22 protein-coding genes are annotated in these 24,542 nt (G+C 57.0%); 13 read left to right on the forward strand and 9 right to left on the reverse strand.

The window, feature by feature from the left end:
- The first annotated feature begins 80 nt into the window (after positions 1-80).
- A complete protein-coding gene (locus EDB95_RS16085) occupies positions 81-1,067 on the forward strand; it encodes a helix-turn-helix transcriptional regulator (protein WP_133994823.1) in 987 nt (328 codons plus the stop codon).
- 517 nt (positions 1,068-1,584) lie between these two features.
- Here the strand turns inward: EDB95_RS16085 and amaB are convergent.
- The 8 genes from amaB to EDB95_RS16125 form a co-directional block, all read right to left on the reverse strand.
- On the reverse strand, positions 1,585-3,108 hold the full coding sequence (gene amaB / locus EDB95_RS16090) for an L-piperidine-6-carboxylate dehydrogenase (RefSeq protein WP_133994824.1): 1,524 nt from the start codon (positions 3,106-3,108) through the stop codon (positions 1,585-1,587).
- Between the two features lie 71 nt (positions 3,109-3,179).
- Positions 3,180-4,370, reverse strand: a complete 1,191-nt coding sequence (locus EDB95_RS16095; protein ID WP_162852630.1) for a flavin monoamine oxidase family protein — start codon at positions 4,368-4,370, stop codon at positions 3,180-3,182.
- A gap of 5 nt (positions 4,371-4,375) precedes the next feature.
- A complete protein-coding gene (locus tag EDB95_RS16100; protein WP_133994826.1) occupies positions 4,376-5,071 on the reverse strand; it encodes a LytR/AlgR family response regulator transcription factor in 696 nt (231 codons plus the stop codon).
- Positions 5,068-6,159, reverse strand: a complete 1,092-nt coding sequence (locus EDB95_RS16105) for a sensor histidine kinase (RefSeq protein ID WP_162852631.1) — start codon at positions 6,157-6,159, stop codon at positions 5,068-5,070. The genes EDB95_RS16100 and EDB95_RS16105 overlap by 4 nt, the downstream gene beginning before the upstream one ends.
- A complete protein-coding gene (locus EDB95_RS16110) occupies positions 6,156-6,980 on the reverse strand; it encodes a hypothetical protein (RefSeq protein WP_133994828.1) in 825 nt (274 codons plus the stop codon). Before EDB95_RS16110 ends, EDB95_RS16105 begins: the two co-directional genes overlap by 4 nt.
- Positions 6,981-7,070: 90 nt before the next feature.
- Positions 7,071-7,886, reverse strand: coding sequence for a 3-methyl-2-oxobutanoate hydroxymethyltransferase (gene panB, locus EDB95_RS16115; RefSeq protein WP_133994829.1), 816 nt, complete (start codon positions 7,884-7,886; stop codon positions 7,071-7,073).
- Between the two features lie 52 nt (positions 7,887-7,938).
- A complete protein-coding gene (metK, locus tag EDB95_RS16120) occupies positions 7,939-9,192 on the reverse strand; it encodes a methionine adenosyltransferase (protein WP_133994830.1) in 1,254 nt (417 codons plus the stop codon).
- Between the two features lie 35 nt (positions 9,193-9,227).
- Positions 9,228-10,049, reverse strand: a complete 822-nt coding sequence (locus tag EDB95_RS16125; protein WP_133994831.1) for a glycogen/starch synthase — start codon at positions 10,047-10,049, stop codon at positions 9,228-9,230.
- Positions 10,050-10,111: 62 nt separating this feature from the next.
- Here EDB95_RS16125 and panC point away from each other — a divergent pair, with 62 nt between their 5' ends.
- The 12 genes from panC to EDB95_RS16185 all read left to right on the forward strand — a co-directional run bounded on the left by panC (position 10,112) and on the right by EDB95_RS16185 (position 24,161).
- Complete coding sequence (gene panC, locus EDB95_RS16130) at positions 10,112-11,038, forward strand: pantoate--beta-alanine ligase (RefSeq protein WP_133994832.1); 927 nt, start codon at positions 10,112-10,114, stop codon at positions 11,036-11,038.
- Between the two features lie 97 nt (positions 11,039-11,135).
- The gene (gene panD / locus EDB95_RS16135; RefSeq protein WP_133994833.1) at positions 11,136-11,480 is read left to right on the forward strand and encodes an aspartate 1-decarboxylase; all 345 of its coding nucleotides are present in this window, start codon (positions 11,136-11,138) and stop codon (positions 11,478-11,480) included.
- 15 nt (positions 11,481-11,495) lie between these two features.
- Positions 11,496-12,509, forward strand: a complete 1,014-nt coding sequence (locus EDB95_RS16140; protein WP_133994834.1) for a lysylphosphatidylglycerol synthase transmembrane domain-containing protein — start codon at positions 11,496-11,498, stop codon at positions 12,507-12,509.
- Positions 12,481-12,972, forward strand: a complete 492-nt coding sequence (rfaE2, locus tag EDB95_RS16145; protein ID WP_133994835.1) for a D-glycero-beta-D-manno-heptose 1-phosphate adenylyltransferase — start codon at positions 12,481-12,483, stop codon at positions 12,970-12,972. Before EDB95_RS16140 ends, rfaE2 begins: the two co-directional genes overlap by 29 nt.
- A gap of 54 nt (positions 12,973-13,026) precedes the next feature.
- The gene (gene ppk1 / locus EDB95_RS16150; protein WP_133994836.1) at positions 13,027-15,141 is read left to right on the forward strand and encodes a polyphosphate kinase 1; all 2,115 of its coding nucleotides are present in this window, start codon (positions 13,027-13,029) and stop codon (positions 15,139-15,141) included.
- Complete coding sequence (locus EDB95_RS16155) at positions 15,110-16,006, forward strand: Ppx/GppA phosphatase family protein (protein ID WP_133994837.1); 897 nt, start codon at positions 15,110-15,112, stop codon at positions 16,004-16,006. The genes ppk1 and EDB95_RS16155 overlap by 32 nt, the downstream gene beginning before the upstream one ends.
- 144 nt (positions 16,007-16,150) lie before the next feature.
- Entirely contained in the window at positions 16,151-17,560 is a 1,410-nt protein-coding gene (locus EDB95_RS16160) for a TolC family protein (protein WP_162852632.1), read from the forward strand.
- Positions 17,561-17,569: 9 nt separating this feature from the next.
- Positions 17,570-18,646, forward strand: coding sequence for an efflux RND transporter periplasmic adaptor subunit (locus EDB95_RS16165; RefSeq protein WP_246073655.1), 1,077 nt, complete (start codon positions 17,570-17,572; stop codon positions 18,644-18,646).
- A 57-nt stretch (positions 18,647-18,703) separates the two neighbouring features.
- A complete protein-coding gene (locus EDB95_RS16170) occupies positions 18,704-21,892 on the forward strand; it encodes an efflux RND transporter permease subunit (protein ID WP_133994839.1) in 3,189 nt (1,062 codons plus the stop codon).
- Positions 21,893-22,006: 114 nt separating this feature from the next.
- Entirely contained in the window at positions 22,007-22,486 is a 480-nt protein-coding gene (locus EDB95_RS16175) for a YcxB family protein (protein ID WP_133994840.1), read from the forward strand.
- A gap of 12 nt (positions 22,487-22,498) precedes the next feature.
- Entirely contained in the window at positions 22,499-23,278 is a 780-nt protein-coding gene (rlmB, locus tag EDB95_RS16180) for a 23S rRNA (guanosine(2251)-2'-O)-methyltransferase RlmB (RefSeq protein WP_133994841.1), read from the forward strand.
- Positions 23,268-24,161: a hydroxymethylglutaryl-CoA lyase gene (locus EDB95_RS16185; RefSeq protein WP_133994842.1), complete on the forward strand. Its 894-nt coding sequence runs from the start codon at positions 23,268-23,270 to the stop codon at positions 24,159-24,161. The genes rlmB and EDB95_RS16185 overlap by 11 nt, the downstream gene beginning before the upstream one ends.
- A gap of 67 nt (positions 24,162-24,228) precedes the next feature.
- Here the strand turns inward: EDB95_RS16185 and EDB95_RS16190 are convergent, their stop codons facing one another.
- Positions 24,229-24,531: a hypothetical protein gene (locus EDB95_RS16190; RefSeq protein ID WP_133994843.1), complete on the reverse strand. Its 303-nt coding sequence runs from the start codon at positions 24,529-24,531 to the stop codon at positions 24,229-24,231.
- Positions 24,532-24,542 lie beyond the last annotated feature (11 nt).

Consider the following 24,542-nt stretch of genomic DNA (forward strand, 5'->3'; position numbering starts at 1 on the left):
ACCACTTGCTAAAGGCTACTTGAATCCATGAAATGAAATAACGAATCATTCATTCATACTTAGCGAAACAGGGACAACAAATGGATTTGAGCATCACCGCCAGTGACGGTAGTACATTGGTCTTCGAACCGGGAGTGCCGCCCTCCCTTCAGAACTATGTACTTCCAGGGGTACCATCGGTTTCGGCCACAGCGCCGTTTGGAAAAATGATTTTCCATGAATTGAAGGGAGGCGGCTTTACCATCGTGTACAGCCATTATATATGTGACCGGAACGTCACCTTGGAGGCGAAGCTGGATGTTCCTGTATTGGAATTTCAGCTGGCCTGCAAAAACAACATCCGCTTCTTCCGGGCGGGGCTGGGGGAGGTGTTGATGTTGGAGAAGCAATTCAACTTATTTTACACCCCTACGTGGGAAACGCGTTGCGACCTGCAGGAGAATAGCGAGTACACCACCCTGGTGATTACTTTTGAGCCGTCCTACCTGGAAAAGCTCGCGCCCCATTTCCCCTTTTTGGATCTTTTCCTTCAGTCTGCCCAGGACGGTACGCCGGCCTTGTTGAGCGACGTATACAACTATGCCAATATCCAGATGATGGGGATCACGCACGATATCCTCTATGGGGACTTTTCGGAACAGGTGAAGCACCTTTACGTGGAGGCTAAAGTAATCGAGTTGCTGATACAGGCGTTGGATAAAGTGGGGCACTTTCACACGAATACGGCGGCGCGCATCGTACTTCGGCCGTATGACATCGAAAGAATCAAGGAGGCCGCGGAGCTGCTGATCCAAAATATGGACAACCCGCTGACCATCGTGGAACTCGCGCACCGTGTGGGTTTGAATGATTATAAGTTGAAGAAGGGGTTCAAGCAGGTGTATGGGACGACGATCTTCAATTATTTCATGAGCGCACGCATGGAGCGCGCCAAATCGCTTTTGGAGGATACGAATATACCTATCATGGATATAGCGTATATGACGGGATACCGGAACATCAGCAATTTCATTACGGCGTTCCGGAAGAACTTCGGAGGCTCACCGGGTTCATTGAGGAAACGATAATCATCCGATTTGAGCAGTTTTTTATCCCTTAAAGAAAGGCCTGCCGCTTCGACGAGCGCTAACTTTGTATCATCAACTAAGGCAAAAGTGGGTAATGATATCTATCGGCGTTTTTTTGTTTTGTGATTTCAGCAACATGACCGCTGGTAACGTTCCAGCGGTCGTGTGCTGAAACAACCGCTCCACCTTTCTTCGCTCTATATATATTCTGCTATCGCCCTGGGTGCCGGCAGCTAAAGTGTGTCGACCGGGCGCAAAGTACACATGGAAGACCTTGCAACCGGGCGATAGCAGAATTCCTTTCTCTTCTTATGCAACGGCTATCAGACATGAGATCCGTACCCTCCTCTTTGCCACCCTCCGCATCATGCATCCTTGCATGTCTTCATATACCTTTGCAATCATCATCGACGGGTGTCCGGTGAACGGGCATCCGTTTTTTTTTGCGGCGGCGCCGCACCGTGGCGGGCATAAGCCGCTCGACGTGACCTCGTGAAGGGCGCCTGGCGGCGGCAGCCTAAATATCGAACTTGATCCCCTGCGCGAGCGGTAGTTGGGTGTCGTAGTTGATCGTATTCGTCTGTCTCCGCATATACGCCTTCCAGGCATCACTCCCGGACTCCCGGCCGCCGCCGGTTTCCTTTTCCCCGCCAAATGCACCGCCGATCTCGGCCCCGGAGGTCCCTATATTGACGTTGGCGATGCCGCAGTCGCTGCCCGCGGCGGAGAGGAAGCGTTCGGCTTCGCGGAGGTTGAGGGTCATGATGGAAGACGATAGCCCCTGGGGTACGTCATTTTGGAAGGCGATGGCTTCTTCGAGGGTTTTGAAACGTATGAGGTATAATATAGGGGCAAAAGTTTCGTGTTGCACGATGTCGAAGTCGTTGCGGGCTTCGGCGATACAAGGTTTGACGTAGCAGCCGCTCTCGTAACCCGGACCGGAGAGCACACCGCCTTCGACGGCGAAAGAGCCTCCCGCGGCGCGGACGGCATCCAAAGCGGACAAATAGTTGGTCACGGCATCCTTATCAATTAACGGCCCGACGTGGTTAGCCGGGTCGAGGGGGTCGCCGATGTGCAAGTGGGCATAGGCGTTGCGCAAGCGGGAAAGCACGGCGTCGTAGACGTTTTCGTGGACGATCAGCCGCCGGGTCGTGGTGCATCGCTGCCCCGCGGTTCCTACGGCGCCGAAGACCGCGGCGCGGATGGCTATATCGAGGTCGGCGTTTTCCGTGATGATGATGGCGTTGTTGCCTCCGAGTTCGAGCAAAGAACGGCCCAGCCTGGTGGCAACGGTGGTTCCTACCGCTTTACCCATACGGGTGGAACCGGTGGCGGACACGAGGGGGATCCGGGTATCGGCGGCGAGCCACTGGCCGACGTCGAGGCCGCCGTTTACGAGGACGCTGACGCCTTCGGGGACGCCCATTTCCTTAAAAACCCCGGCGGCGATGTGCTGGCAGGCGATCGCGCTGAGGGGCGTTTTTTCGGAGGGTTTCCAGACACAAACGTCGCCACAGACCCAGGCGATCATGGCGTTCCAGCTCCAAACGGCGACGGGGAAATTAAAGGCGGAGATGATCCCGACGATTCCGAGGGGGTGCCACTGTTCATACATCCGGTGCGCGGCGCGTTCGCTGTGCATGGTGAGCCCGTGAAGCTGGCGGCTCATACCGACGGCGAGGTCGCAGATGTCGATCATTTCCTGGACCTCTCCCCATCCTTCCTGGAGGCTTTTGCCCATCTCGTAAGAAACGAGTTTGCCGAGGTCGTCCTTATGGGCACGCAGGGACTCACCGATGCGGCGGACGACCTCGCCCCGGCGGGGTGCGGGCCAGTTCCGCCAGACCGCGAATGCCTGGCGAGCCTGGGCGATGGCCTGGTCGTAGGTTTCCCGGTCAGCGGCACCGGTGGTGGCGATCAGCTTACCGTCTACAGGAGAGTATGAAGAGAGGCGCGCGCCGGCGCCCTCAAACCACTTCGTACCGGTGGACACACCAGGGTTGTGGGGCTGGATAGAAAGGTGTTTTAGGAATTCCATAGGCCGCAATGTACGAAATAAACGCGCGCCGCGGGAGCGCCTAACCCGCGCTGCAGGAGCGCGTGCAGCGTCTATCCCCGCGCCTTCCCCGCAAAAACTGCGGCGATTTTTTCCGCCGCCGCCAGCCCGCTGCAAAGCGCGGCCTCCACCGTTCCGGGCGTATCATCCCCGTCATACAGCCCCTCGCCGGCAAAGAACACGGTGTCTGACACCGGTGTATTGAGCAGGGCGCGATGGGGCGACTCGCCCACACGAGGGTAGGAATAGGCGCCCAAAGAAAACGGATCCAACTGCCAGTCATCCACGCGGGATGCACGCAGCGGAGGCAGGGCTCCAAATATTCCTGAAAGTGATTGAAGCGACAGCCCGACGACGTCCACACCGGGGTGCGACCCCCGCCACCAACCCGTGAGCAAGGGTGTATCGAACGGTGCCTGGGTCCACCAGGTGGGCACCGGTTGGTCGCTAAGGATAAAACCGGCGCCAGGAACGGCATCTTTCCAAAACGGGCGCTCGAATTCGAGGAGGATCTTCGTGACGGTACCATACCCGAGCGCGCGCGAAGCGGCTAAGTAAGCGGGCAGGGCGGGGGAGAAGTCAATAGCGCCCGCCTGGAGCACCCCCAGTGGAACGGTCACCAATACGGCGTCGCCGGAGAAGCCTCCGGCAGACACCTGCCCTTGCGACCAGGAAATGGACCCCACGGGGATTCCGGTATGGATAGACGGCACCGAAGCCGCGAGAAACCCGATGAGCGCCCCATACCCCCCGCGAATGCGGTGCTGCGCACCCTCCTCCCGGCTCCACTCCCGCGCCAGCGCCAACGTACTCACGAAGCGGATGTCCGCCAGGTCATACCCCTCGGCAAAGCCGCGGACAGCATTGTACGTGGCGGCGTCGGAGGCGAAGTGCCTGTCCAGGAAATCAACAAGCGGCATGTCAGAGGAAAGCGAAAGCATCGCCCCGAGCACCCGCTCCCAATCAAACATATCAGACGAAACCCACCGCCCTGAGGACGATCGCACCATACGCCCCCCCGCGGGCACCATAGGAATCCCCGCCGAGCGAAGCAATGAGCGTGTCAGCGGCAGGTCGCCGTGTACAAACTCCGCCCCGTGCTCCACGGGGAAGGAGAAACCTTCTGAAACGGTGCATATACGGCCCCCGATGCGGTCCCGGGCTTCAAGGACCCGGACGGGGATACCTAAAGTAGTGAGGTGTCGCGCCGCCATGAGCCCTGAGGCCCCGGCGCCTATGATCAAAACCATTAGAATTTTCCGTTGAGTAAAGCAAAAAAGGCGTCGCTATAGCTGGCGCCGATGGGTACTTCCTTGTCGCCGACCTTGACCTTGGCGCGGCTCACGACTTCGAGCTTGCTGAGGGGGACGATGTAAGAACGATGGATGCGGACAAACTCCTTTTCGGGGAGCTTGGCCTGGATGGCCTTTAGGGTCATCAGCGTGATGAGCGTTTTTTCGGGGAGGTAAATCTTTATAAAGTCGTCGAGGGCTTCGATGAGGAGGACGTCGCTGAGCTTGACCTTGACCTGCTGGTAGTCTGACTTGACAAAGATGGAGGCGTTGGCGATGTCCCGGGTCTGGACGAACTCCAGGTATTCCTTGGCCTTGTAGACGGCCTTTAGGAAGCGTTCGTATTCAATGGGCTTGACGAGGTAGTCGACGGCGTCTACGTTAAAGCCGTCGACGGCGTATTCGCTGTAGGCGGTGGTAAAGATCACCGCGGGGTTGTATTGCTGGATCTGGCCCGCAAGCTGGATGCCGCTGACGTCGGGCATTTGTATGTCGAGGAAGATGAGCTCTGGTTTTTCCTGGCGGATAAAATTCAGGGCTTCGTCGGGGTCGGTAAACGTCCCTTTGAGCTCCAGGAAATAAATCTTTTGTACGTACTTTTTGAGGACTTCCAGGGCCAGCGGCTCGTCGTCTATCGCAATGCAGGAGATCATCCGCAAGTGATTTTTAAGGTGACCACAAAGAGGGACGGGGTGTCCCGGATCGTGAGTTCATGCCGGTCGGGGTAGAGGAGCGCCAGCCGCCTGCGGGCGTTGTTGATCCCGATACCGGTATTCTCCATGGCGCCCATGGTGTTGACGGCGTGTTTGGTGTTCTCTACCCATAAGGTAACGATATTTTCCCTGATCTGGATGTCGATCTTGATGGAGCTTTTTTCGCGGGCGCTAACGCCGTATTTGAAAGCGTTTTCGATAAAAGGGATCATGAGGAGGGGCGCGATCCGGAGGAGTTGCCCGTCACCGGATACCTGGTATTTCAGGTCTACCTTGTCGCTGAGCCGGAACTGCTGGAGCTCGATATAGCGTTGCAGGAATTCGAGGTCCTTTTGGAGGGGCACCAGTTCGTGGTCGGCCTCCTGGAGGATATACCGCATGATCTGCGAGAGCTTCATCACCGCGTCGGCCGTGTGTACGGAGTCGGTGATGGCCATCGCATAAATGTTGTTCAGCGTATTGAAAAGGAAGTGCGGGTTGATCTGAGATTTGAGCAGCGAGAGCTCGGTCCGCAGGGTTTCCTTTTCCGCCTTTTCCTTCTGTCGTTCGGCGGCAAACCATTGCTGAAGGATCTTCGAGCCGGAGCTGATCACCAGGACAAGCAGGAAAAGCGCCGCCGATCCTAAGTAGGGGAAGATGCGGAAACGGCGCCGCGGCGGACCTCCGGGTGGCATCCCGGGTGGGGGAGCGGGGTGGTGGTGCGTGATGAAGTTGACGAAGACATACTCGGGCACGTATAGATAGATGGCCAGCAGCCCGATCACGATCAGTGCGTAGAGCAGGATGCGTTTGTTGGCCAGGAACCGCGGGATGAGCACGAATGCGTTCAGGTAATAGAACATGACCAGGAACGCATTGGTAAAGACCTGGTTGAAGATGTAATAGGGATTGTTTTTCAGCGCCAGTTCATTCGGCGTCTTGAGGTTGCCGTTCATGAGGAGGTAAAGCAGGACGGTAAATGCGGACCAGGCCGCCACGTGTAGGACGATGTTTAAAATGATCCGGCCTGATACCCACTCTTTTTTCATTGCTTTGCCAACATACATTTTATCCAGGCGCGCTGTGGTTTAAACAACTGCTCGTTCTGGAGTGAATAAGGATTCGTGGACAACCGTCCGCCTCTGCCTACGTTGATCCGCGCCCCCGTCATGTTGGCGCCGGGCTGTCCGATCTCCGAGGCGATCGGTGCATTCGGGTCTTCCGACCGGGGGATACCGTCGATGTACAACCCGATGGACAACGGCCGGGTAAAGGCCGTGGGCGGGACCGGATCTCCGTAGAGGCTTTTCAACGGTATTTTGATCTCGTAGATCAGGATGTCTTCGGCGTCGAGGGTAAAACCGATGGTGAGCATGTCCTGGCTGCCCATCGCATTCAATCCGTTGCCGGACGCCCAGCCAAAGGTCTCATACTGGTTTTCCTGGAGCCGGATAAACTGGTGGTATTTTTCAGCTTCCACCCTGCTGTCCCCTTTGCTCGTTGCCGCGATCGCCTGGAGGGCGTTCCCGTCAACCGGCATGGGGAACTGGATGCCCGTGGCCTCCCTGCGGCTCCCGGTGGTATCCAGATAGACCTTCAACCCCATGCGGAAGATCTTGTCCTCCAGGCTGGGGTTGGTGGACGTCAGACAGAGATAAAGGTTGGCACTGTCGTTGGCCAGTGCGTACCGCATCGTGGTCCCGGGGTCAAGGGAAAAAGGAATCCCTTTCCAATCGCTGGCCTTCCCGTCCATGACGAGGTTGGGAGGCGCTATGGGCAAGGCGTGCTCATTCTGTGTCATGACGTGGGACGGGGAACAGGCGGAGGCCAGGCAAATGCCAAAAGCCGCGGTTAACATCTTAATCTTCATTATCCGTAACACGATGTGCTTGCAAGGTAAGCCTACCAGCAAGCGGGTTAAAAAATTCTAGATGAATGTAGGGGTTATATCGGTGAAAACTCAGTACTGTTCGGACTCGTTGGGGAAATCACCCGAGCGGACGTCTTTGATGTACTGCTTCACGGCGCCATTCACCACCGCATAGAGGTCTGCGTATCTGCGTAAAAACCTGGGATTGAACTCGTTATTGATCCCGAGCATGTCGTGCATGACCAGGACCTGGCCGTCGCAACCGCCGCCGGCCCCGATCGAGATCGTGGGGATGCGGAGGGATTGGCTGACCTCTGTCGCCAGTTGGGCGGGGATTTTTTCCAGGACCAAGGCAAAACACCCGGCTTCCTCCAGGAGCAGCGCGTCCCGGCGCAACTTTTCGGCTTCCGCCTCCTCCTGGGCCCGGACGTTATAGGTCCCGAACTTGTAGATGGACTGGGGTGTCAGTCCCAGGTGACCCATGACAGGGACACCGGCCGTGAGGATGCGTTTGACGGATTCCAGGATCTCTTCCCCGCCTTCCAGTTTGATCCCATGGGCGCCGGTCTCCTTCATGATGCGGATGGTGGACTGGAGCGCCTCCTTCGAGTTGCCCTGGTAGTGACCAAAGGGCAGGTCTACCAGGACCAGGCTCCGCTTTGCGCCGCGAACCACGCTGGCCGCGTGATAGATCATCTGGTCCAGGGTGATGGGAAGGGTCGTTTCGTGCCCGGCCATGACGTTGGAGGCCGAATCGCCCACCAGCAGGACGTCTATCCCCGCCTCGTCGAGGAGACGGGCAAAAGAATAATCGTAGGCGGTAAGCATGGCGATCTTCTCGCCCTTCTGCTTCATGCGCTGAAGGGTATGCGTGGTGATGCGTTTGACTTCGGTGTGAATGGACATAAGTGTGGTCCTCCTGTAAAAAGGAAGCCCCCGTTTTTGCGGGGGCTTTTATTTATTTCAGGCCGAAGGCCTTTTTTATCTCTTTGACCATGTCGAGCTTTTCCCAGGTGAAGAGCTCCACCTTGACTTTCTTTTCCTTCCCATCAGACCCCTTAAAGCCCTTGGTGACCGTCTCGTTCTTCCGGCCCATGTGCCCGTAGGCGGCGGTTTCGGAATAGATCGGGCTGCGCAGCTTGAGCCGGGTTTCGATGGCGTAGGGACGCATGTCGAACAGCGTTTCGACCTGTTTGGCGATCTTGCCGTCGGTCAGGTCCACCTTGGCCGTGCCAAAGGTATTGACATAGATCCCCATGGGCTGGGCCACGCCGATGGCGTAGGAGACCTGTACCAGGACTTCGGAAGCGACACCGGCGGCGACCAGGTTCTTGGCAATGTGCCGGCAGGCGTACGCCGCGGAGCGGTCGACCTTGGAAGGATCCTTGCCGCTGAACGCGCCGCCCCCGTGGGCACCACGGCCCCCGTAGGTATCGACGATGATCTTACGGCCGGTCAGCCCCGTGTCCCCGTGCGGGCCGCCGATAACGAACTTGCCGGTGGGGTTGATGTGGTACTTCACCTTGTTGTTGAACAGGTGCTTGTACTCGGGGTATTGGGCCTGAACCCGCGGGATCAGGATGTTGATCACGTCCCTTTTGATCTTGGCCTGCATCTTCTCGTCCGTGTCGAACTCGTCGTGCTGGGTGGAGATGACGATGGCGTCTATGCGTACGGGTTTGTTATCGTCGGAATATTCGATCGTTACCTGGGACTTGGCGTCCGGGCGCAGGTATTTGATTTGTTTGTTCTCGCGGCGAAGGGCTGCCAGCTCAATGAGCAGCTTGTGGGCGAGGTCCAGCGGCAGCGGCATAAAGTCCTTGGTTTCGCTGGACGCGTAACCGAACATCATCCCCTGGTCGCCCGCGCCTTGTTCTTCCTTGTCCTTTTTGTCGACGCCCCGGTTGATGTCCGCGGATTGTTCGTGGATAGCGGAAATGATCCCACACGAGTTGGCCTCGAACATGTACTCGCTTTTCGTGTACCCGATCCTGGCGATCACGTCACGGGCGATTTTTTGTACGTCCAGGTAGGTCTTGGATTTGACCTCCCCTGCAAGCACCACCTGCCCCGTGGTCACCAGCGTTTCGCATGCTACTTTGGAATCAGGGTCCCAGGCTAAGAAATTATCGATCAGCGCATCGGAAATTTGATCGGCCACTTTATCCGGGTGACCTTCACTCACGGATTCACTGGTGAATAAATAAGGCATAGTAAGTGATAATTATTTTTTGCAAAAGTAGGGGATTAACCATTAGAGAGTTCATGATAAAGCTGGAGATAGTCCGTCAGGTCCTCCTGGTGGTTGACGTCGAAAGGCAGCACCTTTTTGCCCTTGACCTTCCCAAACTCTTCCAGGAGCTTTTTGTCTACCTTTTCCGCCCCAAAAGTCACGGCGTCCGCGTAGGTCGCGCCGCCCCGGAAAAGGGCCGTATTATTGGCCTCCTTGTAGGGGTCCAGGTCCTTTTCCTTGATATTGGTATGGATGATCGCCTTTTTGACCAGGTCCGGTCCCAGGCTTTCCTGGAAGGTGTTCTGGCCGATGGTAAAGACCACTTTGGTGTGGTTGAACACGGGTTCCTTTTTGTACGCCGTCTTCAGGTAAAGGGGAATCAGACCCGTCATCCAGCCGGCGCAATGGATGATGTCCGGGGGCCAGCCGAATTTCTTGACCGTTTCCAGGGCCCCCTTGCAAAAAAAGATCGTCCTGAGATCGTTGTCCTCGTACCACTTGTCCGATTCGTCGCAAAGAACCCCTTTACGCTTGAAAAAGTCTTCATTGTCCAGGAAATACACCTGCAGACGGGCGTTGGGTAAGGAGGCTACCTTGATCTGGAGCGGGTAGTCGTCATTGTCGACCGAAACATTAATCCCTGAAAGCCGGACTACTTCGTGGAGGCGGTGCCTCCTTTCATTGATCATGCCGAAACGGGGCATGATGCAGCGCACTTCGAAACCGTTATCATTTGCTTTGATAGCCAACTGATTGATGACCGCGGAGAACTCCGTTTCCTCCAAATAAGGAGACATTTCGTTGGCTATGAATAAAATCCGTTTCTTTGCTGGCATTTAGGTTAAGTTAAGGAATTGTTACCTGACAAAATGAGTGCAAAGGTAGTTATTTTTTGATTATGGTCATTTGCAAGACGGTTGCCGATCTGCGCGCCTATCTCTCCAGCCGCCCCCGGGGGCCCCGCTTAGGCTTTATCCCAACGATGGGCGCCCTCCACGACGGACACGCCTCCCTGATCCGGGAAGCCAAGGCCGGCGGACGTTTCACCGTGTGTAGCGTCTTTGTCAACCCCACCCAGTTCAACGACCCCGCCGACTTCCAGAAATACCCGAAGACGATCGAAAGCGATATCCTGTTGTTGGAACAGGCGGGTGTGGACGTGCTCTTCCTGCCGTCCGTTTCCGAAATTTATCCCACCGGTGTAGTTTTAACGAAACACTATGATTTGGGGTACCTGGAAACCGTGCTCGAAGGGGCCTATCGCCCGGGGCACTTCCAGGGGGTTTGCCAGGTGGTGGAACGGCTGCTCCGCATTGTCCAGCCGGATGATTTGTACATGGGGCAGAAGGATTACCAGCAATGTATGGTCATACGGCGGTTGATCGAGCTGGAGCAGCTTCCTGTCGTTTTGGTCGTCTGTCCGATTCGACGCGAAGCGGACGGGCTCGCCATGAGCAGCCGCAATTTGCGGCTTGATGCGGTGCACCGGGAGGGGGCGACGGCCATCTATGAGGCGCTCGAAATGATCCGGCGCCGGGTCTCGGAGGTGCTCGCCGCACCGTTGGGCAGCGCGCCCGCGCGGCGCGGCAGCGGCGCTGCGCCGGAGGCCGCGGCTGCGCCGCTCGCGCCCATTACGGCCGAGGCCCGCGCCTCCCTGGAAGCCAAGGGCTTCCGCGTGGACTACGTAGAAATCGCTGACGGCACTACGCTTCAACTGCTGGAAAGCTGGGACGGGCGCGCCCCCGCTGTCGCCCTCATCGCCGCTTTTTGGGGTGAGGTCCGTCTCATCGACAACGAGGTGTTGGCGCCAAAGCGCTCCTCGTGAAATTTAGCGCTTTGGCGCCAACTTCGCTAATTATTTCCCCTTCGGGGGCTGTGCCGGAGGCACAGCAATACTGAAGTTGTTGTAACTTTGCGGCCTTATGGATATTGAAGTACTAAAATCAAAGATCCACCGGGCAGTGATCACCGAGGCCAACCTCAATTATGTAGGGAGCCTGACGTTGGATGAGGACCTGATGGACGCGGCCAACATCATCGAAAACGAAAAGGTACAGGTTGTCAATGTCAATAACGGTTCCCGTTTGGAAACCTATGTCATCAAGGGCAAGCGCGGCTCCGGCGTGGTTTGTCTCAATGGCCCCGCGGCCCGTCAGGGCATGGCCGGTGACGTCGTCGTCGTGATCTCGTATGCGCGCATGGACTTCGACACCGCAAAGACTTTTAAGCCTTGGCTCGTCTTTCCAAAAGATGGAAATCGATTATAAGGCGTAAATTAGGCTATGCGTAAAAAAATCCTGCTTGTTCTCCGGTACGCCTTTTTTCTGATCTTCGGTATCGTGCTGGCCTGGATACCCATCCACAACATCACCCCTGAAAAGTGGACCGAGATCAAGGGCGCATTGGGGCAGGCGCGGTATTTTCTGCTGATCCCTATCTGCATCCTGTACCTGCTGAGCCACTGGAGCCGGGCCGTGCGCTGGAAGATCATGATTGCTCCGTTGGGATACAAGCCGGTCACGCTGAACGTTTTTTTTGCCGTCCTCATCGGGTATCTGACCAACCTGGCCTTGCCTCGCCTGGGCGAAGTGGTCCGTTGTTCCGTCCTGGGCAGACACGAAAAGATACCCATCGAACAGCTCCTGGGGACCATCATCGTAGAGCGGATCTTCGACGTGATATGCCTGATCATCGTTTTCTTCCTGGCATTTTCTCTACAGGCAAAGGAGCTCAATGACTTTGTGCTGGGTCAGTTCCGGAACGGGCAGGGCAAGGAACACCACCTGCTTGTATGGTTCCTGCTCAGCTTCGCTCTCGTAGCCGCTGTGGCGGTCTACGTGTTTATTCGATTTAAGGAAAACAAGGTCGTGGCCTGGGCGCGCAAGATCCTTACGGGTATGTGGGCGGGCATCGTCCGCGTCCGGTTGATGAAGAAGAAGGGCTGGTTCCTTTTCCACACCGTCCTGATCTGGACCCTGTACCTGGTGTGTACCCGGCTTGGGATGTATTCCTTCCGGGAGCTCGACGGTCTGGGGATCAAAGAAGCCCTGAGCGTCCTGGGGGTGGGCAGCATCGGCATGATCGTTACCCAAGGCGGTCTGGGCGCCTATCCGCTCCTGGTGCAGCGGACCCTGATGTTCTATTCCATCCCGGACGGTGTCGCGCTGGCGGCCGGTAACCTGTTGTGGATCGTACCGACCCTTCTCGTTGTCATCAGCGGCATCATTTCATTCGTGGGGCTTGCCTCCAAGGCTAAATCGTCAAGAGATGAAGAATTACCCGCATACGGCCAGTAAAATGCATTCCCTGGAAACCCTCCTCCCGGAGGTGGAAAGGGAGCGTTTCCTGAGCCGCAGGATCGTATTCACCAACGGCTGCTTCGACATCCTTCACCGGGGGCACATCGATTGTCTTGGGAAGGCGGCGTCGTTTGGGGACTACCTGATTGTCGGCGTCAACACCGATGCCGGCACCCGCCGCCTCAAGGGTCCCCAGCGCCCCGTCAACAAGGAAGGAGACCGTCTCCTGCTGCTGGCCGCTTTGGAGGTAGTCGACGCCGTTATCCTGTTCGACGAACCCACGCCCATCGAGCTCATCAAAGCCATCCGCCCCGACGTGCTTGCCAAGGGCGGGGACTACAATATCGACACCATCGTGGGGGCCAAAGAAGTCATGGGGTGGGGGGGAAGCGTGGAGGTGATCCCTTACGAGCAGGGCTACTCGACAACGGGGCTCATCGAGAAGATCACGCGGCTTTGACATTACATAAAGTTAACATTGTCCAACACCCGTACCGGCGCTATATTTACACCTATGCTAAGCAACAAAGGCAAAACCATTGTCCGGGACATCAGCTGGCTGTCGTTTAACGGCCGGGTGCTCCAGGAAGCCAACGACCCCTCTGTCCCGCTCAAGGAAAGGATCAAGTTCCTTGGCATCTTCTCCAACAACATGGACGAATTCTTCCGGGTGCGCGTGGCGACCCTGAAGCGCATGATCGAGATCGACCATAAGGGCAAGGTCAAAGCAAAAATGCACCTGGAGGACTCTCCCGAGCGCATCCTCCAGGAGATCCAGATGATCGTCCTCCAGCAGCAGAACGAGTTCAACCGGATCTGGAACATCATCCTGGAAGACCTGGCAAAAGAAAACATACACCTCCTTAACGAGACCCAACTCAACAAGGAGCAACAGGCCTTTGTACTGAACTATTTTGAAGAAGAAGTACGTTCGGCGGTAATCCCCTTAATCCTGGAAAGCCTGCCGGACCTGCCGTATCTCCGGGACAAGTCGATTTTCCTAGGGGTGGTGATGTCCAAAAAAAACAACGCCTATGATAAAAAGTATGCGTTGATCGAGGTCCCCACTAAGAATGCCTCCCGTTTTGTCCTGCTGCCTTCCAAACCCGGGGAGTACAACATCATCCTGCTGGAGGACATCGTCCGTTTTGCCCTCCCCCAGATATTTTCGTATTTCGGGTACGACTCTTATAGCGCCCATATCTTCAAGGTCACCAAGGACGCGGAGATCGATATCGACAACGACATCGCCACCAGCCTGGTCCAGCAGATCGAAAAGGGGCTCAAGGCCCGCCGCAAGGGGAAACCCGTGCGTTTTGTTTACGACAAGGAAATGGACCCGGGGTTGTTGGAATACCTGGTCCGCCGGCTCAACCTGACAGGAAGGGACAACATCATCCCCGGCGGGCGTATCCACAACTTCAGACACTTCATGGACTTCCCGTCCAGCGTTTTTCAAAAGAAAGAAGAACGACATAGACCGATCGTCCACCCGGCGCTTTTAGGTACGCCCCGGGTAACGGACGTCGTCATGGAGCAGGACATCCTGTTGCACTTCCCCTATCAAAGCTTTACCCCCATCATCGACCTCCTGCGCGAGGCGGCGATGGATCCCGCCGTCGTGCAAATCAAGATCACCTGTTACCGGCTTGCCCCCAATTCAAAGATCATCAACGCCCTGATCGCCGCCGTCCGGAACCGCAAACAGGTCACCGTCATGATGGAGGTCAAGGCGCGTTTTGACGAAGAAGCCAACCTGGAATGGAAAGAGGTCCTGGAGGAAGAAGGCGTCAAGGTCCTGCTGGGGATCCCGGACATGAAGGTCCACGCCAAGTGCTGTATCATCAAAAAGCGCGTCAATGGACGGCTCCTCCAGTATGGGTTTGTGTCCACCGGCAACCTGAACGAGCGTACGTCGCGCTTTTACGGAGACCATTGCCTGCTCACGGCCAACCGGGGCATCATGGCGGACGTCAACCGTATTTTCAACTACCTGGAACAACCCAAGTTGCGCATATCCCAGCTCAGGGCCTGCACCAACCTCCTGGTTTGCCCTACCAACCTGCGTAGGGAGGTGTTAAAAGACATAGACCGGGAGATCAAACTCGCCAAGGAAAAGAAAAAAGCGGGGATTATCGTCAAGCTCAACTCCCTGTCCGATGAAATCCTGATCGAAAAACTCTACGAAGCCGCCAGGGCGGGGGTGGAAATCCAGATGATCGTCCGCGGTATTTTTTGCGCCTATACCGAGAACAAGAAATTTAAAAAACCCGTCCATGCCATCAGCATCATCGACGAATACCTCGAACATTCCCGGGTGATCGTTTTTCATAATGGCGGAAAGGAAAAAGTTTACATATCTTCGGCAGACTGGATGGTGCGTAACCTCGACCACCGGGTCGAACTGGCCTGCCCCATCTTAGACGACAACATCCGGCAGGAGCTGAAGGACGTCCTCCAGATCCAACTGCACGACAATGTGAAGGCAAGGGTCCTGGACAACGAGCTCTCCAATGCTTACGTGCACACGCCGGGGAAAAAGATCCGGTCACAGATAGAGATACAACACTATTTGGAAAACAAAACGAAGGTAAGTATTGAGACTGGCGGCGATCGACATAGGAAGTAATGCAGCCCGGTTGCTCATCTCGGAGGTGAAAATGACGCCGGGGGGGAAGCCCGAATTTATCAAGTTGAACCTGGTCCGCGTGCCCTTACGCCTGGGCTTTGATGTGTTTGAACAAGGGGAGATCTCCAAGGAACGCGTCCAATGGCTGGTGGAAACCATAAAAGCCTACAAACACCTCCTCAATATCTACCAGGTCGAGTACGTGATTGCCTGCGCCACCTCCGCCATGCGCGACGCCCGCAATGCCCCGGACATCATCCGCAGCGTCCGCGCCGAAACCGGTATCGAGATCAAGGTCATCACCGGGCAGGAAGAAGCCAACGTCATCTACGAAAGCCATTTTGCGGAAAGCCTGAATAAAGAAGACGCTTATTTGTATATTGATGTCGGTGGGGGCTCTACGGAACTGACCTGTTTTTCAAACGGCCGCCTGGAGTTCAAGGAGTCCTTTAATATAGGGACCATCCGCCTGCTCAAAAAGCAGGTCACCGATGCCTCCTGGGACGAGGTAAAAACCTTTCTGCGCAACCGTACAAAGGGATTTCCGCACATCACGGCCATCGGGTCAGGGGGCAACATCAACAAGATTTTCTCCCTTTCCAAGCGCAAGGATGGCAAACCCCTTCACATCGAGCTCCTGAAAGACTATTTAAAGGAGCTCAGCAGCTTTACCGTGGAGGAACGGGTCCGGCTCTACAAATTGAAGGAAGACCGGGCGGACGTCATTGTCCCCGCCCTACAGATATATATTAATATCATGCGTTGGACCAATACGGAAGAAATATACGTACCCAAGATCGGTCTTGTCGATGGCCTTATACAACACCTCTACGACGAAAAGTACGTCAAACGCCTGATGCTCTAAACCTTTTTACCGACAGTTTTGGTCAGTTGACCGGAGGTTTGTCCGCGTCAACCGAGAAATTGAACGGTTCACAAAAACCTAAGAAACTTTTATTGGTTTTAAAGTTTCCTCAACCTACATTTGCCCCGGATTTAAATGAATCGTATGGATCAAATAGTAAGATTGGGCCTGGCCTGCCTCCTCCTTGGGGGGGCAGCCCAGGTAGGGTTACCCCAGCGGTCGTTCGCCCAGACGGCCCCCGCTGCGGCACCCGCCCCCACAGGTCCCCTAAACCTGAAATCCTGTCTGCAGTTTGCCCTGGCGCACAACCAGCAAATTGCGGTTACCCGTTTTGACGAAAAAACGGGGTTGGAAAAGATTAAGGAGACCCGTTCTCAGGCGCTCCCCCAGGTGAATGGTACGGGGTCGCTCCAGGACAACGTCCAGAAACAGGTGTTGGTCCTGCCGCCGGCCCTGGCGGCCCAGTTTGGATCGGGTGGAAAACCGATTCCCATCACGCTGACCTGGCAAATGAGCGCGGGGGCGACCTTGGATCAAAAGATCTACGACCAGTCCGTCTTCACGGCCGTAAAAGCGGCCAAGGCGGGGATGGATTATTATAAGATGCATACCGCTTTGACACAGACGCAGGTCATCGAGCAGGTCGCCCAGGTCTATTACCGCGCCCAGGTCACCGGTACCCAGGTCGCGGTCCTGGACTCCAACATCGCCAACATTACCAAGGTGATGAATAGCACCCAGAACCAGTTTGAAAACGGCCTGGCGCGCAAGATCGACGTCGACCGGCTAAAGGTGAACCTGACCAACCTGAATACCCAACGCACCGCCCTGGTGGATTCCATCATCGAACAAGGTTTCCAACTGCGCTACCTGATGGGGATGTCCCTGGACGAGCCCCTCTCCCTGGAGATGTTTGCCCCCAAGACGGTGGAGGACGAAATCGGTCAGCACCTCTCGCTGGACAGCGGGCTGAACCTCAACAACCGGTTGGAATACACCATCCTGAAAAAACAGGCCGAGCTGGAAGAATACCAGAAAAAAGCCTATAAAGCCCAATATTATCCGAGCCTGGCCTTTCAGGGCAACTATTCTACCAACGGGGTCAGCGACAACTTCGACTTCGTGGGTCACGGGACGACGGCGATCTGGTACCAGGTCGGCTATATCGCGCTTAACCTGAAGGTGCCCATTTTCGACGGGGGCGGCCGGCGGGCCAGGGTCAACCAGGCGCAGATCGCGATTGACCAATATAATGAACAGGCGGCGCAAACCGCTTCCCAGCTCGACATGGATTACAGGAATTCCAAGATCTTCCTGGCGACCAGCATCGACCAGATCAAGGCTCAAAAGGCCAACCTCGACCTCGCGCTGGAAGTCTACAACGTCACCCAAAGCAACTACGGACAGGGGCTGAGCAACCTGACCGACCTGCTGGACGCCGAAAATTCGTACCTCCAGGCGGAGAACAACTATAATAGTGCGCTTTTGCAATACAAACTGGCAGAGATCGGGCTGATCAAAGCCAACGGGAACCTCCAATCTTTACTCAATTAATCACCGGTCATGTCAAAAAAAATCAGGAACGTTCTGCTTACGATCATCATCATCTTTGCCGCCCTGGCCTTTATCGTCTGGAAACTGGGCGCCAATAAGAAAGAGAATACCGCACATACCGACGTGGTCAAGGAAAGTAATAACGGGGCTGTACCCGTGCTGGTTTATGTAGCCGTCACCACACCCTTTGATCCCCGCTTCGACGCCAACGGGAACTTTGTCCCCGTCCGCTCGCTGACCTACCTGGCCCAGTCCGCCGGTCAGATCACCCAGTTGCTCGTCGACGAAGGCTCCTACGTTCAACAGGGCCAGGTCATGGCGGTGCTGGACGATAAACTCCTCCAGGCCGACCTGGTCAACCAGCAAAGCCGGCTCGACCAGGCCGCCCGCGACAAGGCCCGTATGGAAGCCGCCCTGCCCGCCGGCGGGGTTACCCAGAAACAGGTGGACGACGCCCGTTTCCAATACGACCAGATCGCCGCACAGGTCGAACAGGCCAAAAAGCGCATCAACGACGCATCGATTAAGGCGCCCATTTCCGGCGTGGTCAATAAGAAATATGTAGAACAAGGCACTTATCTCGCCTTAGGCAATAAGATTGTGGACATCGTCGATGTTTCCCGGCTCAAGCTGACGGTGAATGTACCCGAAGGCCAGGTGGTCGGGCTTAAGGTCGGTAACAAGGTGGACGTCACCGCTAACGTCTATCCCGAAGCGCACTACAGCGGGCGCATCACGTTTATTGCCGTACAAGGGGACGCCAACCTGAGCTACCCGGTGGACATCGAGATCGGCAACGACGCGGGCAAACCCGTCAAGGCGGGGATGTACGGCACCGCGCACTTCACGCTGCCGTCGATGCAGCCGATGATGCTCGTCCCGCGTTCCTCGTTTAACGGGGGCGTCAACAGCGGGGAAGTCTATGTCATGAAAGGAGGCCTGGCCCGTATTCAGAAGGTCGTGGCCGGCCGCATATACGGGGATAGGGTAGAGGTACGCGAGGGGCTCAATCAAGGTGATACAGTGATTACGAGCGGGCAGGTGAATTTGGTGGACGGAACGCAGGTGACGGTTCAGAAGCAATAGGGACTCAGCTCCCGGCGGCGCCTCGCGCCGCCGCCGCGGGGCGCAAAACACGACATTATGCAAATTTCAAAAATTTCGATACAGCGGCCGACGCTGGTGGTGGTGCTCTTTTCCATCCTCACGCTGATGGGCCTGCTGTCCTACTCCACACTGAACTACGAACTGTTCCCGAAGTTCGCTTCGAACGTCATCACCATTACCACGGTGTATCCCGGGGCCGGCCCCGAAGAGGTCGAGAGCTCGGTCACCAAAAAGATCGAGAACGCCGTGGCCGCTATGGAAAACGTAAAAAAACTCACGGCCATTTCAAGCGACAACCTCTCCGTGCTGACCATCCAGCTCACGACCGCGGCCAACGCCGACGTGTCCCTGGAAGACGCCCAGCGCCGGGTGAACGTCATCATCTCGGACCTGCCCACGGACGCCAAGACGCCTTCGCTCAACAAATTCGACCTGAGTGACCTCCCCATCATCACGCTGTCGGCTTCCGCCGATATGGAGGCCACCAAGCTGTATGACATCGTCAACCAGAAGATACAACCCCTGTTGTCCCGGCTCCCTGGCATGGCCCAGGTGACGCTGGTCGGTGGTTCCGAGCGCGAGATCCAGATCAACGTGAATTCCCAGAAACTGGAGGCCTATAAACTGTCCCTTGCGCAGGTGCGCCAGGTCGTGACCAACGCCAACCAGGAATTCCCCACGGGCGCCATCAAAACGGATGCACAAAACACGTCGATCCGCCTGGCCGCGAAGTTTACCAGCATCGACCAGATCCGCAACCTTGTCATCACCACCACCGATGACGGTACCCAGGTCCGTTTGTCTGATGTCGCCGACGTCCAGGACGGGATCAAAGACCAGGACCAGCTCTCCCGCGTGGACAGGGTCGACGCCATCGCCCTCCAGCTCCAGAAGCAAACCGACGCCAACGCCGTCGAGGTGTCCAAGGAAGTGAAGGCCGCCGTTGCCCAGCTCGAACAGGACTACTCGGCCTACAAACTCAAGCTCAACATCGCCAACGATACCACCACCTTTACGCTGGATTCGGCGAACTCCGTCATCCGCGACCTTTTTATCGCCGTCCTCCTCGTGGCCGCGGTGATGCTGCTGTTTCTGCACACCCTGAGGAACGCCTTTATCACGATGATCTCGATCCCGGCCTCGCTGGTTGCGACGTTTATCGGGATCAAGCTCCTGGGCTATTCGCTCAACCTCATGTCCCTGCTGGGGCTCTCGCTGGTAGTCGGGATCCTGGTGGACGACGCCATCGTGGTCCTGGAGAACATCCACCGGCACATGGAAATGGGCAAAAACAAGGTGCGCGCTGCCTACGACGGCGTCGCGGAGATCGGCACCACCGTTATGTCCATCACCTTTGTCATCGTGGTGGTGTTCCTTCCCATCTCCCTGACCAACGAAATCGTGTCCCAGATCCTGCGGCAGTTTTGTATCGTGGTCGTCATCGCCACGGGTTTCTCCCTGCTCGCGTCGTTTACGATCGTGCCCCTGTTGTACTCCCGCATGGGTAAGGTGGAACATTTGACGGGGAAAAATATTTTCGAAAAATTCATCATGTGGTTCGAGCGCCGTCTCGACGCCTTCACCCACTGGATGAGCGCCACGCTCCGCTGGTGTCTGCGCCACCGGATCGCGACCCTCGGGATCGCCACCGTGCTGCTCTTTTCCTCCTTTTACCTGGTCGGCGGCGGCTTTATCGGGGGGGAATTCATCCCCAACGGTGACCGCGGCCAGTTTATCGTCGCCCTGGAACTGCCCAAGGACGCCTCCGTCCAGCAGGCCAACCAGGCCACGATGAAAGCCGAAGCCTACTTAGCCACCAAACCGGAGATCACCTCCATGATCACCGTGGTAGGGCAGGCCAGCGCCGACAACTTCGGCCAGGCCAACCAGGCCGTGGCCTACGAGTCCCAGATCACCGTGACCCTTGTCGACGAAAGCAAACGCAGCGTCGGCTCCGACATCTATGCCGCCCACGTCAAACAGGAACTCGCCGCCCAGCTTACCGGGGTGAAGGTCAAAACCCTCCCCGTGAGCATCCTCGGTTCCGCCCAGGCCGCCCCCATCCAGCTCGACGTCCTTGGCGCCGACCTCGACAGCGCCATGGCTTTTGCCAATGTCGCCCTGGAGACCCTGCGAAAGATCAACGGTGTCACCGAAGCAAAACTGTCCATGGAAAACGGCACCCCTGAGGTCGACGTCCACTTCGACCGCGACAAGATGTCCGCATTGGGGCTGACCCTCGACGTCGTCGGTGCCACCATGCAGACTGCCTTCCAGGGAACCGCGGACGACAGCAAACTCAAATACCGTCAGGGCGCCTACGAATACGACATCAACATGCGTTTCGGGAAGTTCGACCGCAAGAACATCGCCGACGTATCCAACCTTTCTTTTGTCAACAATAAAGGACAGCTCGTCAAACTCAACCAGTTTGCCACCGTCACCGAAGGCTCCGGCCCCAGCGAACTCGAACGCCGCGACAAAAGCCCCTCCGTATCCGTCCGCAGCCAGGTCATCGGCCGTCCTTCCGGTACCGTGACCGCAGAATTTGCGGCCGCGTTGCTCAAGCTCCGCCGTCCCACCGGGGTCACCTACATCTTTGCCGGTGACCAGGAAAACCAAGGCGACGCCTTTAGCACCCTCGGGATCGCCCTGCTGATCTCCATCGTCCTCGTCTACCTCATCATGGTTGCCCTGTACGACAGCTACGTGTATCCCATGGTCGTCATGGGGTCACTCCCCATGGCCCTGATCGGCGCCCTGCTCGCCCTCGCCCTGACCAACAATACCCTCAATATCTTTACGATCATGGGTATGATCATGCTCATGGGTCTGGTCGCCAAAAACGCCATCATCCTCGTCGACTTCACCAACCAAAGCAAGGCCGAAGGCCACAATACCTTCGACGCCCTCGTCTACGCCAACCACGCCCGTCTCCGCCCCATCCTCATGACCACCATCGCCATGGTGTTCGGGATGTTGCCCATCGCCCTCGCCAAAGGCGGCGTGTCCGCGGTAGAAAACGGCCTCGCCTGGGTCGTCATCGGCGGTCTGGTCAGCTCCATGTTCCTGACGCTGATCGTCGTGCCCGTCATCTACTCGCTGGCCGACGGGTTTATGCGGCGGTTCCACCTCGGGCATCCTGAAAAGAAGAAACAAGTCATCCAGCAAATGGCGGAAGAGCCCTCCGGGAATGGGCAGGCCGTTGTTGCGGTACATCATTAATCTTGATACACTCACTACGTCTGATGAGCGCGGCCCCAGGAGGGGCCGCGCTTGCGTTTGGGCCCCTCCTGGGCCGCGTTTGGGTTCCCGGCCGGGAACCCTTATTTTTGCCCAATGTCCTTTACCGTCAACGCCTTTCTCACCCGCTCCGAGTTTATCCGCATGAGCGTCCGGCGCACCTACACCAACCCGGTCATCCTTTTTTTCTCCTGTGTGGGCGTGGCTGCGCTGGGCCTGGGGCTGCTCCAACTGGCGCACCTGGTTCCGCCTTTCGGGAATATATATCCCACGCTTTTTATCGGTGTCTATTTCTGTCTCGCTTTTCCGGCGTTCAATGCCTGGCTGGCCGCCCGCACCTACCGCTACGGAACCCTGAGTTCCCAACACGTCGTGTACACGTTTTCGGAGGAAGGGTTGCGGCTGAGTACCGCTACGGACGCCCTTCCCTGGGAGGGGATCGTGCGCAAGCAGCGCATTGGGAAGTACCTGTTGCTCTTTACCGACCGGGTGTCGGCTTTTATACTGCCGATAGACGGGTTTAGTGCCGAGGGGCTGGCGTTTGTTGCGGCGCATGTGCCGAAGGGGCGGATTTAGTACCTTTGCCCGATGCGTTTTGTTTCCCAAAAAACCGCGAGGCCCTCTTTCGCGAAGCCCTCTTTAGTGATCGGCCGCAAGCCCCTGCTTGAAGCCCTTGAAGCCGGTAAGGGCATGGACAGAATCTTTATGCAAAAGGGCGTGTCCGGCGAAGGGATCGACGAGATCCGAAAGCTCGCGGCTACCCTTCAGGTGCCTATCAATACCGTTCCGGTTGAAAAGCTCAACGGCTTTACCCGGGCAAACCACCAGGGCGTCGTCGCGATTGCCGCGCTGATCACCTACATGGACCTCCAGGCGGTCATCGACCAGACGGTGGAAAAGGGGGTGGCGCCGCTCCTGGTTATGCTCGACGGCGTCACCGACGTCCGGAACATCGGTGCCATTGCCCGGAGCGCGCTTTGCTGCGGGGCGCAGGCGCTGATCATCCCCGACAAAGGCGTGGGGGCCCTCAACGAAGAGGCCATGAAGTCCTCCGCGGGGGCCCTGGAAAAGATCCATGTATGCCGCGTGTCCAGCCTGCTGAAGGCCGTCGATACGCTGCACCTCAATGGCATCCAGGTGTACACGTCTGAAATGAACGCGCCCTCCCGTGTTTTCGAATTGGACTGGACCATCCCCGCCTGTATGATCATGGGCAACGAGGAAACCGGTGTCCAGCCCTTTTTACGCAAAGCCGCCGACGCCCGTTTCACGATCCCCATGGCCGGGACGTTTGATTCGTTCAACGTCTCCGTCGCCGCGGGGATCATACTCTACGAAGCACTGAAAAGCCGCCTATATGCACACTAAGGACAGCACCGCGCCCGCCCTCAAAAACAACCGTTTTGTAAAAGTCATCGAATGCCCCCGCGACGCCATGCAGGGCTGGAAACACCAGATCCCCACGGCCGTCAAGGTGGACTATATTAATGCCCTGTTGCGCGTCGGCTTTGACACCCTTGACTTCGGGAGCTTCGTATCCCCCAAAGCCATTCCCCAGATGGCTGACACCGAGGCCGTCCTCGCCGGGCTGCACCGACCGATCCACGACACCCGTCTGCTTGCGATCATCGCCAACCGCCGGGGGGCCGAAGAAGCCTGCAGCCACCCCGAAGTGGGTTACCTTGGGTATCCCTTCTCCGTGTCCGAGACCTTTCAACTTCAAAACACCGGCGCTACCATCGCCGAATCCCTCGAACGCGTCTTCGACATCCACTACCTCGCCAAACAGTCCGACAAACAACTCGTCGTTTACCTGTCGATGGCCTTTGGCAATCCCTACGGTGACGCCTACTCGAAGGACATCGTCTACCACTGGGCCCAAAAGCTCGCCCACATGGGGATCACCAGCATATCCCTGGCCGACACCGTAGGGTTGGCCAGTCCTTCCGATATTTTTCACCTCACCAAACACGTCGTGGACGCGCTCCCTGAAATGGAGATCGGCGTCCACCTCCACAGCCGCCCGGGCGAGGTCTCCGAAAAGGTCGCCGCCGCCCTTGACGCCGGCTCCCGCCGTATCGACGGGGCCATCGGTGGATTTGGCGGGTGTCCTATGGCGCAGGATGAGCTCGTGGGGAACCTGGATACGTCCGATATAGTTTCCTACCTGCATGCGCATGGGTACGAAACGCATATCAATGGCGAAGCCCTGGACGAGGCCAGGGCTTTCGCGGGGACGATCTTTGTGTAGGGCGGCGCCGACGGCTGCGCGGCACCGCGCCGTGCGTGTGCACACGGCTACGCGCCGCGCGCGGCGGCTACTGGCTCGTAAATTTCTGTAGCAAGCCCGGCAAGGCCGAGGTAATAGCCCCGGATACTTCCGGGCTCAGCCCGAATTTTTCGGCGAGGCTGTTGACGCCCCCGTCGAGTGCACTGGTCAGGGCGCTTCCCCCACCGAGGGCACCCAGCAAGCCGCCGCCCGCACCGCCTTCACCCGCCTGGTTAGCTACGTGTTGGGCAATTTCATTGTGCAACGCCTCTTGCTGGTCGGCAGGCAATGCCGCGACCTGGGGATTGTCTGCCAGATGATCCTTAACCGCTTGTAAAATTTCGTCAAACATTTTTTTGAATT

It is taken from the genome of Dinghuibacter silviterrae, assembly GCF_004366355.1.
Taxonomy (GTDB): domain Bacteria; phylum Bacteroidota; class Bacteroidia; order Chitinophagales; family Chitinophagaceae; genus Dinghuibacter; species Dinghuibacter silviterrae.